13 protein-coding genes are annotated in these 13,129 nt (G+C 36.6%); 6 read left to right on the forward strand and 7 right to left on the reverse strand.

Annotated features, from left to right (window positions below; genetic code table 11):
• The 6 genes from ACYQ1E_RS09500 to ACYQ1E_RS09525 form a co-directional block, all read left to right on the forward strand.
• Nucleotides 1-1,367, forward strand: a 1,367-nt coding sequence (locus ACYQ1E_RS09500) for a CoB--CoM heterodisulfide reductase iron-sulfur subunit A family protein (RefSeq protein WP_459878550.1), incomplete at its 5' end; no start/stop codon positions are given.
• 94 nt (nucleotides 1,368-1,461) lie between these two features.
• The gene (locus tag ACYQ1E_RS09505) at nucleotides 1,462-1,911 is read left to right on the forward strand and encodes a hydrogenase iron-sulfur subunit (RefSeq protein ID WP_459874609.1); all 450 of its coding nucleotides are present in this window, start codon (nucleotides 1,462-1,464) and stop codon (nucleotides 1,909-1,911) included.
• 28 nt (nucleotides 1,912-1,939) lie between these two features.
• A complete protein-coding gene (locus tag ACYQ1E_RS09510; RefSeq protein ID WP_459874606.1) occupies nucleotides 1,940-2,896 on the forward strand; it encodes a (Fe-S)-binding protein in 957 nt (318 codons plus the stop codon).
• A 14-nt stretch (nucleotides 2,897-2,910) separates the two neighbouring features.
• A complete protein-coding gene (locus tag ACYQ1E_RS09515; RefSeq protein ID WP_459878553.1) occupies nucleotides 2,911-3,939 on the forward strand; it encodes a 4Fe-4S dicluster domain-containing protein in 1,029 nt (342 codons plus the stop codon).
• A 22-nt stretch (nucleotides 3,940-3,961) separates the two neighbouring features.
• Nucleotides 3,962-4,801 (forward strand): FAD/NAD(P)-binding protein, encoded by an 840-nt coding sequence (locus ACYQ1E_RS09520; protein WP_459878556.1) that lies wholly within the window; start codon nucleotides 3,962-3,964, stop codon nucleotides 4,799-4,801.
• A gap of 129 nt (nucleotides 4,802-4,930) precedes the next feature.
• Complete coding sequence (locus tag ACYQ1E_RS09525; protein ID WP_459878559.1) at nucleotides 4,931-6,154, forward strand: sensor domain-containing diguanylate cyclase; 1,224 nt, start codon at nucleotides 4,931-4,933, stop codon at nucleotides 6,152-6,154.
• A 2-nt stretch (nucleotides 6,155-6,156) separates the two neighbouring features.
• Here ACYQ1E_RS09525 and ACYQ1E_RS09530 read toward each other — a convergent pair whose 3' ends face one another.
• The 7 genes from ACYQ1E_RS09530 to thrS form a co-directional block, all read right to left on the reverse strand.
• Nucleotides 6,157-6,465, reverse strand: coding sequence for a MerR family transcriptional regulator (locus ACYQ1E_RS09530; protein ID WP_459878563.1), 309 nt, complete (start codon nucleotides 6,463-6,465; stop codon nucleotides 6,157-6,159).
• A gap of 38 nt (nucleotides 6,466-6,503) precedes the next feature.
• Complete coding sequence (gene pheT, locus ACYQ1E_RS09535) at nucleotides 6,504-8,909, reverse strand: phenylalanine--tRNA ligase subunit beta (RefSeq protein ID WP_459878566.1); 2,406 nt, start codon at nucleotides 8,907-8,909, stop codon at nucleotides 6,504-6,506.
• 90 nt (nucleotides 8,910-8,999) lie between these two features.
• Nucleotides 9,000-10,058, reverse strand: a complete 1,059-nt coding sequence (gene pheS / locus ACYQ1E_RS09540; RefSeq protein WP_459878569.1) for a phenylalanine--tRNA ligase subunit alpha — start codon at nucleotides 10,056-10,058, stop codon at nucleotides 9,000-9,002.
• Between the two features lie 4 nt (nucleotides 10,059-10,062).
• Entirely contained in the window at nucleotides 10,063-10,413 is a 351-nt protein-coding gene (gene rplT / locus ACYQ1E_RS09545) for a 50S ribosomal protein L20 (RefSeq protein ID WP_459878572.1), read from the reverse strand.
• Nucleotides 10,414-10,446: 33 nt separating this feature from the next.
• Nucleotides 10,447-10,641, reverse strand: coding sequence for a 50S ribosomal protein L35 (rpmI, locus tag ACYQ1E_RS09550; RefSeq protein ID WP_459878575.1), 195 nt, complete (start codon nucleotides 10,639-10,641; stop codon nucleotides 10,447-10,449).
• A gap of 27 nt (nucleotides 10,642-10,668) precedes the next feature.
• Entirely contained in the window at nucleotides 10,669-11,202 is a 534-nt protein-coding gene (gene infC / locus ACYQ1E_RS09555) for a translation initiation factor IF-3 (RefSeq protein ID WP_459879346.1), read from the reverse strand.
• Nucleotides 11,186-13,123: a threonine--tRNA ligase gene (thrS, locus tag ACYQ1E_RS09560; protein WP_459878578.1), complete on the reverse strand. Its 1,938-nt coding sequence runs from the start codon at nucleotides 13,121-13,123 to the stop codon at nucleotides 11,186-11,188. Before thrS ends, infC begins: the two co-directional genes overlap by 17 nt.
• Between the last annotated feature and the right edge of the window lie 6 nt (nucleotides 13,124-13,129).

A 13,129-nucleotide genomic window follows, 5' to 3' on the forward strand; every position in this document is an offset into this window, starting at 1 on the left:
TACATAGATATAATCCAGAAATTGCCACAGAAAAGGCCAAAGAATTGGTGAGAATGGCAGTAAATAAGGTAGTTTACAAAGAACCTCTTGAGGAAATTGAGCTAAATATAGATCAAAGGGCCCTGGTTATAGGCGGTGGTGTTGCAGGGCTTAGTGCTGCAATAAATCTCGCTAAACAGGGATATGAGACCCATATTGTGGAAAGAACAGACAAGCTTGGTGGAAATGCCCTAAAGCTCTTTAAGACTTGGACAGGAGAGTCTGTAAAAGAAGGACTGGATTGGTTAATTAATGAGGCAAAGTCATTAGATAATCTCCATATTCATTTAAATAGTGAGATAATAGATGTTGATGGTTTTGTTGGTAATTTTAAGACAACAATAAAAAATAGTTCAGGAGAAAAGACCTTAGAACACGGTGTTACTGTAATTGCAACAGGTGGGGCAGAATATCAGCCAGATGAGTATTTGTATGGACAAGATGATAGGATAAAGACCCACCTTGAGCTTGATAAGATGTTTATGGATGATGAGCCTAAATTAAAAGATGTAAATACAGCAGTATTTATCCAATGTGTTGGCTCAAGGGAAAAGGATAGGCCCTATTGTTCCAGGGTATGTTGTTCCCACTCAATTGAGAGTGCACTTGAGATTAAGAAGAGAAATCCAGATGCAAAGGTATTTATCTTATACAGGGATATAAGGACCTATGGTGAGAGGGAGTATTTATATGAAGAGGCAAGAAGAAAAGGGGTTATCTTTATAAGATACAATGTGGATGAAAAGCCTGTAGTGACGAAAGATGGAGATAACCTAATTGTAAAAGTAAAAGATCATATTACAGGCTTGCCCCTTGAAATAGAGACCGATCTTTTAACACTTGCAACAGCTATAGTTCCCTATAAGGATGAAAAACTTGCCCAATTTTATAAACTCCCATTAAATGAAGATGGATTTTTTGTTGAAAAGCACGCAAAACTTGGTCCTGCAGAATTTGCCACAGATGGAGTATACTTGTGTGGTCTTGCACACTATCCAAAATCAATAGACGAGTCTATTGCCCAGGGACTAGCTGCTTCAGCAAGGGCAATTACCTTACTTGCCAAGAAAAAGATATTCTCCAGTGGTGAAGTCTCTGTGGTTGATCCAAGAAAGTGCGTTGGTTGTGGTGTTTGCGTAACGATTTGTCCCTATTCAGCACCGAGGATAGTGGAAGAGGAAGGACCAAATCAGGGCAAGGCAGAGATAAATCCAGCTTTGTGTAAGGGTTGTGGCCTGTGTATGGCATCGTGCAGGTCTGGAGCGATTTCCTTAAAGGGTATGGAAAACCAGCATGTTTATGCAATGATAGAGGCCATTGCTGTTTAAGCTTGAACTAAATATCAGGGCCTTAAAAAGAGGTAATATGTTTCTTTTTAAGGTCCTGTTAAAATAAAAAACTTAATTACCAGGAGAAGCCAAGATGACAAACTTTGAACCAAAGATAGTTGCATTTTTATGTAACTGGTGTAGTTATGGGGCAGCTGATTTAGCTGGTGTTAGCAGGATGGAATATCCTGCAAATATCAGAATAATAAGGGTGCCCTGCTCTGGAAGTATGAGCCCAAAATTTATTCTACAGGCCTTTAGACAGGGTGTAGATGGTGTATGGGTATCTGGCTGACACCCGGGCGACTGCCACTATATTAGTGGCAATCTGTTCGCCAGACGGCGGTTCGCTGTCTTGAAGAACCTGCTTGAGTATATTGGGATTGAACCTGAGAGATTACATTTTACCTGGATATCATCAGCAGAGGCAGGGAGATTTCAAGAAAAGGCCAAGCAAATAGTGGAAACTGTTAAGAAAGTTGGTCCTGCAATGAAGAAAAATAAACTAATAAAGAATTTAAGTCCCATTGCCATAAATTTATAAACTTGAGGGCAAGGTTGTAGGAGGATATATGTTAGCTGAATATACAAAACAATTAAGAGACACGGCAAAACGTCTTTTAAAGGACAAGAAGGTAGATTGTGTCCTTGGTTACAGAAAAGGCACAATTCCTTTGGTGGACGCCCCATATTTTGCTTATACAGAGGAAGATTGTGATAATTTGATCTGGTCTAGCTTTTGTACCAAAAATCTGGCAAAGTTTCTAATTAAAAGACAGGATAAAGTAGCAGTAGTTGCGCAAGGATGTGTTAGCAGATCTATTGTGGGGCTTATAAATGAGAATCAGGTAAAAAGAGAAAATGTGTATATCTTAGGTATATGGTCTCCTGGAATGGTGGATAGAATGAAAGTTTATGAAAAAATAGGTGGTAAGGAAATTGTGGAAGCTGAGGAACAAGGGGATAAGATCATTGTCAGAGGTGATGGATTTGAAGAGGCCATAAATAAAAAAGAGGTATTAAGACAAAATTGTCTTACCTGTATTCATAGAAATGCGGTTTTATATGATGAGTTTATAGGAGAAAAAGGCGAAGACACAGGTGGTGGTGATATAGATCAAGTTGCTGCTCCCTGGGAAAAACTCTCTATTGATGAGAGGTGGGAGAAGTTTAAAGATACATTTAAGGAATGTATCAGATGTTATGCATGCAGGAATGCATGCCCCCTATGTTATTGTGCAGAGTGTTTTGTAGATGAGTCCAGACCCCAGTGGTGTGGTAAGACCCATGATGAGGCAGATGTTTATACATTCCATATCTTGCGGGCATTTCACTGTGCTGGAAGATGCGTAGATTGTGGAGCCTGTGAGTCTGCCTGTCCAATGGGCATAAAGATGAGAGTGCTCACCTCTAAGATAGAAAAAGACATAAGGCAGATGTATAACTATGTACCAGGATTGGAGATAGGCGCAACTCCACCTCTTAGTGTGTATAGGCCCGATGACCCAGAAGAATTTATAACCCCATAAAAAGGAAATTAGCTATGGGATATAAATATTTGGCAAAACAAGACATAAAAGAGCTCTTTGATAAGGTATCCAAATTAGGGGATGTTTTTGCCCCTGTAAAAAAGGGTATAGAAGTAGTTTGGTCAGAAGTTCAAGATGTATCTAATGTATTATTTGATTTTAAAAATACATCCCTGTCTCCCAAGGGTTTATTTTTCCCTCAAACAGAATGTATGTTTGAATTCAAGAACAACCCAAGGGCAGAGGATGGGCTTATTTTAAAAGAAGTGCCCCCTCTGGAAAAAAATAGAGTGATTTTTAATATCCGACCCTGTGATGCAAGGGCATTTGCTATCTTGGATAAGGTATTTATGAAAGATGAAGATTCATTGGATGTGTACTGGAAGGATAAAAGGGACAAGACCACATTAATTGGACTTGCCTGTAATAATCCTGCTTCAACCTGTTTTTGTACTCAGGTAGGTTCTTCTCCCTTTGGAGAACAAGGCCTGGATGTCCTTATGATAGACCTTGGGGATAAGTTTCTGCTAAAGCCCATTACTGATAAGGGAAAAGATATCTTAGATGGATTTAATGATGCATCAGATGAGGATGTAAAAAAGATAGATGAGTTAAAAGAAAATGCAGAAAACAAAATAAAAACTAAACTCTCAATGGATAATATTTTGTCTAGAGAGATATTAGAGGTATATGAAAATCCATATTGGGATAGGTTGCATGAGACCTGTTTAAATTGTGGTGCATGTACTTTTTATTGTCCAACCTGCCATTGTTTTGATATTCAGGATGAGACAAAGGGAGAATATGGAAGGCGAGTCAGGATTTGGGACACATGCATGAGCTGGCTATTTACCCAACATGCATCAGGACACAACCCAAGGGGAACTAAAAAACACAGGGTTAGACAGAGGTTTATGCATAAATTCAAATATATGCCATTTAAGTTAGATGGAGATATAGGTTGTGTTGGATGTGGTAGGTGTATTTTAGTATGTCCTGTAAATATAGATGTGAGGGATGTAGTAAATAATTTAAACAAATAAAAAAACAAAAAGTGAGATGGCTATGAAGAATCCATATAAACCATATCCAGTAAGGATAAAGAAAGTAGAGATAGCCACAGAAGACAAGAGTCTTCGCACCTTTGAATTGGAATTTATAAATAAGGAAGATGCGAAAAAATTTGATTATATGCCAGGTCAATTTGCAGAATTATCCATACCTGGCTATGGTGAGTCTCCAATTGGAATAGCATCTTCCCCAACAGAAGGCGATAACCTTTTGTTTACTGTGTTTAGAATAGGTAGGGTGACAACAAAGCTCCATTCTATGCAGGAAGGGGACATAATGGGAGTGAGGGGGCCACTTGGCCATCCATATCCATTAAAGGATCTTGAAGGCAAGAATATAGTTATAATTGCAGGTGGTTATGCTGTAACAACGCTAAGATCCACCATGGTATGGCTGCTCCATCCAGATAATCGTTCTAAATATGGAAAAATAACATTTATATATGGGGCAAGGACTCCAGGTCTTCTTTTATACCATGACCAGTGGCGTGAGTGGCAAAAGAGAGATGATGTGGACTGTCACATTACAATAGACAGGGAAGTAGAGGGCTGGGATGGTCTAGTTGGCTTTGTTCCAACCATAACCGAACAAGTAGCTCCAAATCCAGAGAATTCAGTGGCAATAATATGTGGACCACCAGTAATGATAAAATTTACCCAACCTGTACTGGATAAACTTGGATGGAAGGGCGAGCAGATAATAATGAGTTTAGAAAACAGGATGAAGTGTGGAATTGGTATATGCGGTAGATGTAATGTAGGTCCATATTATGTGTGCAAAGATGGTCCTGTGTTTACCAAGGCCCAGCTTGATAAGCTACCAAAAGAATATTAATGCTCCCCTTAATTAAAATTTAAAAAAGGCTGGGTGGCAGAAGAAAAACCCATTTCTGCCCCTGCCTTTTTTGAATTTTCAAATCTGACTGTATAAAAATTGCAGAGAAATGTGGAGCTTTTTTTTTTAATGAATAAGGAAGATGAATCCATCCCTTTAGTCAACCATGTAAATAATACATTAAAAAAATTAGATTCTGCTGTTTATTTTGGTTCCTTAAAATTCCCACCCAAACTTGAGAAACTGTATCAGAAAGAGAGATTAAAACAAAGGGAAAAGGAATTTTTTGTCCTAGGAATCATTGGAATCTTAATATACAATCTTTTTTTATTTGTAGATTATATATTGGTTCCTCATATATGGCAGAAATCATTTTTTGTAGGAATTGGAGTTGTAACACCTTTGATGATAGTGGGATTGGCTTCTCAAAAAATAGTTTTTTTAAGAAAAAAATTTGACCTTATACTGACCTTTTTGATTATTTTGGTTTCATCATCTATTATCTTTATACTTTTTTTGAATAATCATCAATATATTTTTCATGAATATTCATTTCTAGTGTTGATTATTGTTACAGGAAACATTGTTTTTAGATTAGACTTTCGATATGCCGTAATATCGTCAGTCAGTGTTTGTGTTATGTACGCAATTTCCTCTCCATTTATAATTAAGGGACATAGCGATATTATTTTTTGTAGCAATCTGATCTTGCTTTCAGGATGTTTAATGAGTCTATTTGGCTCTTATTATATAGAAAAAGAAGATAGGATTAAATTTCTTTTAAAAGAAAAGCTCACCATTGAGAGACATCAGCTGCAAGAATTAACCATTTTATTAGAGAAAAAAGTAAAAAGAGACCCTTTGACAAAACTTTATAATAGGGACTTTTTCAATTATACTTTTGATAAAGAATGGAGAAATGCTTTGAGATATAAATATCCAATAGGAATTATTTTTTTGGATGTAGATGATTTTAAGACTTATAATGATAATTATGGCCATCAAGCAGGCGATTATGTATTAAAGAAAGTAGCCAAGGTCCTGGAAAATAATACAAATAGATTTCATGAGATAGCGGCTAGATTTGGTGGAGAAGAGTTTGTTCTATTACTTCCCCATGTGTCCTTGGACGAAGCTATCCAATTGGCTGAAAAGATTAGAAGGGAGGTTTGTGAACTTAAGATTGAACATAATTTTTCCTCCCATGGGGTAATAACTGTATCCCTAGGTGTTTGTAGCCTGATTCCCAGGTCAAATTTAAAAAAAGAAGACCTTTTGTTATTAGCCGATGAGGCAATGTATCAATCTAAGAATAGGGGAAAAAATAGAGTCACCCCCTGTAATATAAAGTAAATTTAATAGGTTAACATCTTTTTTATCTCTAGTAATCCTTCTTTAATTTCTTGAATGGCCAGATTCCACCTCTCCTCATCTATTAACTTTTTTCTAGCACCCTCTATGGTTAAACCCTTGTCATATAAAAGTTGTTTAATTTTTATGATTGTCTTTATGGAGTCCTTTGGGTAAAGTCGCTGTCCCCCTTTAGTTCTTATGGTCTTTATCTGATTGAATTCTCCCTCCCAGAATCTTAATACGTAAGGTTCAACACCTACAACTTTGGCCACTTCACCTATTTTGTAGTATCTGCGGCCCAGTTTTTCCATTCTACCTCACCCAAACATATTTGTTTAGTCTTGAGAATTTAAGGAAATCTAACTGGTAATTTTTCTAGGATGTATTTTCCGAGCTCTCCATGTACCTTGTCAACTTCCTTATCTGTAAGTGTTTTTTCTGGATGTCTGTAGGTCATTCTTAAGGTTATCCTCTTTTCCTTCTTATCTTTGGGTGTATATAGGTCTATTAAATTAATCTGTTCCAGTATCTTAGACTTGCTCTGTTCCAATGTATTTTTAATAGTTTCGTATGAGAGGTCTTCAGGACACACGATTGTCATATCTCTATAAACTGGTGGATATTTTGACCAATTTTTAAATTTTATTTTGTTTTTCTCTACAAATTGATAAATTTCATCTAAAAAAATCTCTGCTAAATATACCTCATTTTTAACGTGATAGGATTTTTTTAGTTTTTTTTCTAAAGACCCAATAAATCCAACATGAAAAGTATCTAAGTACACCTCTGCCTGAATATCTAAAAATGGATATTTTTCCGTCCTCTTAAATTGCAATTGAGATTTAAGATTCAGTGTAGCGAAGAGGTGTTCAATAATGCCTTTTATATCATAAAAATCAACATATTTTACGTCACTAGACCAATGATTTGGCTCTCTTTTCCCATAAATAGCTATTGCCAATCTATTTTTTTCTATAACCCCGGTCTCACATCCCTCATCACGTAAAAAGGCCTTTGCCACTTCAAAAAAGTGTAAGTCTTTATTTAGCTTGTCTAAATTAATTCTAATTGCTTTAAGTGGACCTGTTATTGTGTATGTTCTCATTGTATCTTGGTCTTTGGATAAGGGATTTGCAACAGGCACCATGTTCTCTTCTCTCTCTCCAAGACTGATAAGCTCGTCCTTATCAACAAAGCTGTAAGTAATACATTCCTGTAGTCCTATACCCCTTGCCCACTCTTTTATCTTGCACAAAAAATTGTAATCAGCACCTTCGGATACTTTTAGTTTTTTAAAGGATTTTGATATCCTTGGCAAAGTTGCAGGAACCTTCTCGAGTCCATAGATCCTTCCCACCTCTTCAACAAGGTCAATTTCTCGCTCTAAGTCAAGTCTAAAACTTGGAGGAATTACTTTAACATTGTCTTCATCTACTGTAGTTATCTGGCAACCAAGTCTAGTTAAAATATTTGTGCAATATTCAGGTTTGCTATCAATACACAAAAATGAGATTGCCCTTTTTGGTCTGAACAATATGGTTTTGTGTTGAAACTTTTTGGGCTCATTCTTTATAATACCTTTTAAAATAGAACCACCACCAAATCTGGCTATTAAATATGCTGCGCGATTAATGGCTCTGTCTGCACCTAATTGATCGACCCCTCTTTCAAATCTATATGCTGCTTCAGAGGATATTCCTAATTTTCTAGCTGTCCTTCTGATCCTTGAGGGATTAAAAACAGCACATTCAAGCAGTACATTTTTGGTATTGTTGTTAATTTCAGAATCATATCCTCCCATGATTCCAGCAAGAGCAACCGGATTTTCTGCGTCCCAGATAAGCAAGTCATCTTGGGTTATTTCCCTTATCTGTCCATCCAATGTCTTGAAATCAAGTTTCTTATCTGGTCTAGCCACGCGAATTTTATTGCCCTTTAACAGGTCTTTATCAAAGGCATGTAAAGGATGACCAAATTCTAATAAAACATAATTTGTAACATCTACAATATTGTTAATTGGCCTCAGTCCCATTGCAACCAGTCTATATTTCATCCAGCCTGGTGCCTGTTTTACTTTTACCCCTTCAATTATTCTTGCTGCATACATAGGGCAGTCTTCAGGGTCGTAGATCTCTATTTTTAGGTTGTCACCCCTTTCTAATTCTATCTTTTCTATTTCTATTTTGGGTAAATTTAAGGGAAGTCCAAAATAGGCAGAAACTTCTCGTGCAACTCCAAGAACACTTAAACAGTCACCTCTATTGGGAGTAATTCCAATATCAAATACTTGAGTGTCCAGATCCAGTGCATCAACTAATTTTTTTCCTGGTTCATATATTGAGTCCAAAACCATTATTCCCGAGTGATCATCAGACAGTCCTAACTCTCTTTCTGAACATATCATACCAAGGGATATTTCGCCTCTTAATTTTGCCTTTTTTATTTTGAGTCCACCAGGAAGAGTAGAACCAACAGGGGCAAAGGCAACATACTGTCCCTTGGCCACATTTGGTGCACCACACACAACTGGTAAAAGTTCTCCCTTTCCTATATCAACCTTGCAGACCTTTAATTTATTTGCATTTGGGTGTTTTTCACATTCAGCTACATATCCAACAACTAATTCTTCAATTTCTTCAAAGGGATTTAATATTTCTTCAACCTCAAGCCCTATCATTGTGAGTACATGGGCAAGTTTATCTATATCTCCATCATAAGGGGTGAATTCTTTTAACCATTTGACACTTAAATACATATTTAATCCTTTTAATAGGGATTTAATGATTATTTATATAACTTAAGACAATAATTAAATTTTACTTGTACATATTTGAATTTGAATATTTTACACAGGAAAGTCTATAAACTGGTTAAGAAATCTTATGTCGTTTTCAAAGAATATTCTGAGGTCATTGATTCCATATTTTAGCATTGCCACCCTTTCAACTCCAAGTCCAAAGGCAAAACCAGAATATTTTTCTGGATCATAGGACACTGCTTTAAACACTTCAGGATCTATAAGACCGCATCCAAGGATTTCCACCCAACCAGTTTGTTTACACACCCTGCAAGGTGACCCATTAACAAAACCAGAACCATTACAAATTACACAGCTTATATCCACCTCAGCACTTGGTTCAGTAAATGGGAAGAAGCTCGGTCTAAATCTAACCTTTGTGTCACTGGAAAAAATGTGCTGAACAAAATAGGTAAGTGTACCCCTCAGGTCTCCCATGTTTACATCCTTATCAACTAAAAAGCCTTCTATTTGATGAAACATGGGAGAATGGGTAAGATCTGAGTCCCTCCTATAAACCTTTCCTGGTGCAATGGCTGCAACTGGCGGAGTAGTCTTTAGCATTGTCCTTACCTGCAAAGGAGATGTGTGGGTTCTCAAAACTATATTTTCGGAAATATACAAAGTATCCTGCATATCTCTAGCAGGGTGATCCTTTGGGATATTTAAGGCCTCAAAATTATAAAAATCAGTTTCAATTTCAGGGCCTGTGACGATCTCAAAACCCAGGGATTTAAATACAGAACAAATTTCTTGAATAGTTATTGTTATAGGATGGAGCGAACCAAGAAATCGTTCTCTGCCAGGAAGAGTAATGTCAATTTGTCCTTTTTTTGCTCCTTGTTCTTCTAATTCCCGTTGCTTCTGTTCTATAAGATTTGTAATAATATTTTTTATTTTATTAGCAACCCTTCCTGCCTCGGGTTTATATTCTTTTGGTAAGTGGGGGAGTTCCTTCATTACCTTAGCGAGCTCCCCTTTTCTACCCAAAAACTTTATTCGGATCTGGTCTAATTCAGAAGATGTAGTAATTTTATTAATTTCTTCAGAAAGACTATTTTTTATAGATTCTAATTTATCCAAAAAATTTTTTAAGTCTCTGGCCAATTTTCTACACCTTTGTTTTTGCTATTTCTGCTAATTTTGCAAACCCATTTTTGTCATTAATGGCCATGTGTGCCAATACCTTTCTATTTAACTCAATATTATTTTCTTTTAATCCATGGATAAATTTGCTATATGAGAGCCCATGTTCTCTAGCAGCAGCATTAATCCTCATAATCCAGAGCCTTCTAAAATCCCTTTTTCTTTTCTTTCTGTGTGCATAAGAATTTGTAAGGGCCTTGAAAACAGCATTTTTTGCAACCCTGTAAACCTTGCTTCTAGCACCTCTGAAGCCTTTGGCCATTTTTAAAAGCTTTTTGTGACGTCTCCTTGTGACATAACCACCTTTAACTCTCATTTATTTGTACCTCCAAAATTGGTGTCTTAAGTTTTATATGCCCAGCACTCTTTTTATTGCCTTTAAATTAGCGGAATCTACAAGCGCTGGTTTCCTTAAATTTCTTTTTCTTTTAGCACTTTTTTTTGTCAAAATATGACTGTGATATGCCTTTCTCCTCTTAATTTTTCCAGATCCTGTTACCTTGAATCTTTTGGCAGCTCCCCTATGTGTCTTTAATTTTGGCATATTACCTCCAATAGATATCTTTTAACATTACTTTTTTGTGCCCTTTGCAACCTTTGGGGCAAAGATAACAAACATATTTTTACCCTCAAACTTTGGCCCCTGTTCAACCTTGGCAATGTCTTCTAATTCTTTTATGATGTTCATTAACATCTCTTCCCCTTGATGCTTGTGTAATACTTCCCTGCCCCTGAAAAATATAGAGACCTTACATCTATCACCTTTATTTAAAAAGCGTTTAATGTGGTTCATTTTGGTGTTGAGGTCATGCTCATCTGTTTTGGGCCTTAATTTCACCTCTTTTAATTGAACCTGAACCTGCTTTTTTTTGGCCTCTTGTGCCTTTTTTTGTTGCTGGTAGACATATTTACCATAATCCATTATTTTACAAACTGGCGGGTCTGCCTGTGGCGCAACTTCCACCAAATCCAGACCCTGATCATAGGCTAAATTGAGTGCCTCCTTTGTGTCTAATATACCAAGTTGTTTTCCAGAGGCATCCACTACCCGCACCTTAGGTGCCCTAATTTGTTCATTCCGTCTTGCTTTAACAGGCGAAGCTATAGCTCATTCCTCCCCTTTTAAAAGGTTCCATACAATCTTTATTAATTAACTCTACCACATCTTCAATTTTTTTAGGACCAAGGGTTTTATTTCCCCTGAGCCTTACATTTACTGTTTCATCCTCTACTTCTTTGTTTCCAACAACTAAAATATATGGGATCTTCTCAAGCTGTGACTCACGTATCTTCAGATTTAACTTCTCATTTCTAGAATCCATCTCAACCCGAATACCAGCATCTTTTAACCTATTATAAACTTTTTCACAATAGTTAAGTTGTTCATCTGTTATATTTAATATCCTTGCCTGAACAGGTGAGAGCCATGTGGGAAAGGCACCTGCATAATGTTCTATAAGTACACCCAAAAATCTCTCTATTGCACCTAAAATCACCCTGTGTAGCATAACAGGTCTGTGTTTTTTGCCATCTTCACCAATATATGTGAGATCAAAACGAGCAGGGAGTGTGAAGTCACATTGAATTGTTGCGCATTGCCATTTTCTATTTAATGCATCCTTTAATTTAACGTCAATTTTTGGTCCATAAAAGGCACCTTCTCCAGGACATACTCCATATTCCATGCCAATATGTTCTAAGGCCTGTTTTAGTGCTTTGGTAGCCCTATCCCAGTCTTCATCAGAACCAATTGATTTTTCTGGCCTTGTGGATATCTCCACTTCATATTCAAAGCCAAAAAGTGCCATAACGTCCTGCACAAATTGTAAGATATTTACTATTTCATCTAAGAGTTGGTCTGGTCTACAGATTATGTGGGCATCGTCCTGGGTAAATTCCCTTACCCTGAGCAGTCCATGTAGTACGCCTGATTTTTCATGCCTGTTTACTTTTCCCAGCTCAAAATACCTGATTGGCAGGTCTCTATAGCTCCGTATTTTTGATTTATAGATGAGCATGTGGGCCAGACAGTTCATGGGTTTTAATCCATATTCCTGTTCATCTATCTTTGTAAAATACATATTTTCCCTGTAATTGTCGTAGTGACCCGATTTTTCCCAGAGTTGTTTTCTAAGCAGTTGTGGTCCTCTAACAAGCTGATATCCTCTTTTTAGATGTTCTTTTATTTCAAAATCTTCTAAAATAGTCCTAACAAGCGCACCTTTTGGATGAAATATGGGCATGCCTGGACCAACTTCATCGTTAAAACTAAAAAGATCTAATTGAACCCCTAATTTTCTATGGTCTCTCTTTTTGGCCTCTTCCAGCATATTTAAATATTTTTTTAATTCCTTTTTGCTGGGCCATGATGTTCCATATATACGCTGGAGCATTTTATTTTTCTCATCTCCTCTCCAATAGGCCCCAGCAATGGAAAGGAGCTTAAAGGCTTTTATATAGGAGGTGGATGGGACATGTGGGCCTCTACACAGATCAAAAAAATCATCCTGAAAATAAACAGATACCTTGCTATCTTCTATCTCATCCAATAATTCCAGCTTATAAGTTTCATTTTTTTCAAGAAAGAGCTTTTTTGCCTCATTTTTATCTAAGATTTTCTTTTCTATTTTTATGTCCTGTTGAGCAAGTTTTTCCATCTCTTGTTCAATTTTTTCTAAATCTTCGGGGGTAAAAGGAGATTCAACATCAAAGTCATAGTAAAAACCATCTTCAATTGCAGGGCCTATTGCAACTTTAGCATTTGGAAACAATCTCTTTACAGCCTGTGCCATTAGATGGGCTGTTGAATGCCTTAATATTTCCAGACCCTCTTTTGAATCAATAAAAATAGGCTCTATTTTTGCGTCTTGTATATCAATTATCTCATTTAAATCCACTGGTATTCCATTTACCTTACAGGCAATAATATTTTTTAGTTGTCCCTTTGAATAGAGTTTACTTAAAACATCAAGAATAACTGCTCCTTTTTCAACTTCCACACTATTTTTATCTACAAAGATTTGCAATTTTTA

The sequence above is a fragment of the Desulfothermus naphthae genome, assembly GCF_054657475.1.

Excerpts from the sequence above, each read along its gene's own strand:
- rplT (WP_459878572.1), bottom strand. The coding sequence starts at position 10,413 with ATGAGAGTTAAAGGTGGTTATGTCACAAGGAGACGTCACAAAAAGCTT.
- rpmI (WP_459878575.1), bottom strand. The coding sequence starts at position 10,641 with ATGCCAAAATTAAAGACACATAGGGGAGCTGCCAAAAGATTCAAGGTA.
- ACYQ1E_RS09525 (WP_459878559.1), top strand. The coding sequence starts at position 4,931 with ATGAATAAGGAAGATGAATCCATCCCTTTAGTCAACCATGTAAATAAT.
- pheT (WP_459878566.1), bottom strand. The coding sequence starts at position 8,909 with ATGTATTTAAGTGTCAAATGGTTAAAAGAATTCACCCCTTATGATGGA.
- ACYQ1E_RS09520 (WP_459878556.1), top strand. The coding sequence starts at position 3,962 with ATGAAGAATCCATATAAACCATATCCAGTAAGGATAAAGAAAGTAGAG.
- ACYQ1E_RS09515 (WP_459878553.1), top strand. The coding sequence starts at position 2,911 with ATGGGATATAAATATTTGGCAAAACAAGACATAAAAGAGCTCTTTGAT.
- ACYQ1E_RS09530 (WP_459878563.1), bottom strand. The coding sequence starts at position 6,465 with ATGGAAAAACTGGGCCGCAGATACTACAAAATAGGTGAAGTGGCCAAA.
- ACYQ1E_RS09510 (WP_459874606.1), top strand. The coding sequence starts at position 1,940 with ATGTTAGCTGAATATACAAAACAATTAAGAGACACGGCAAAACGTCTT.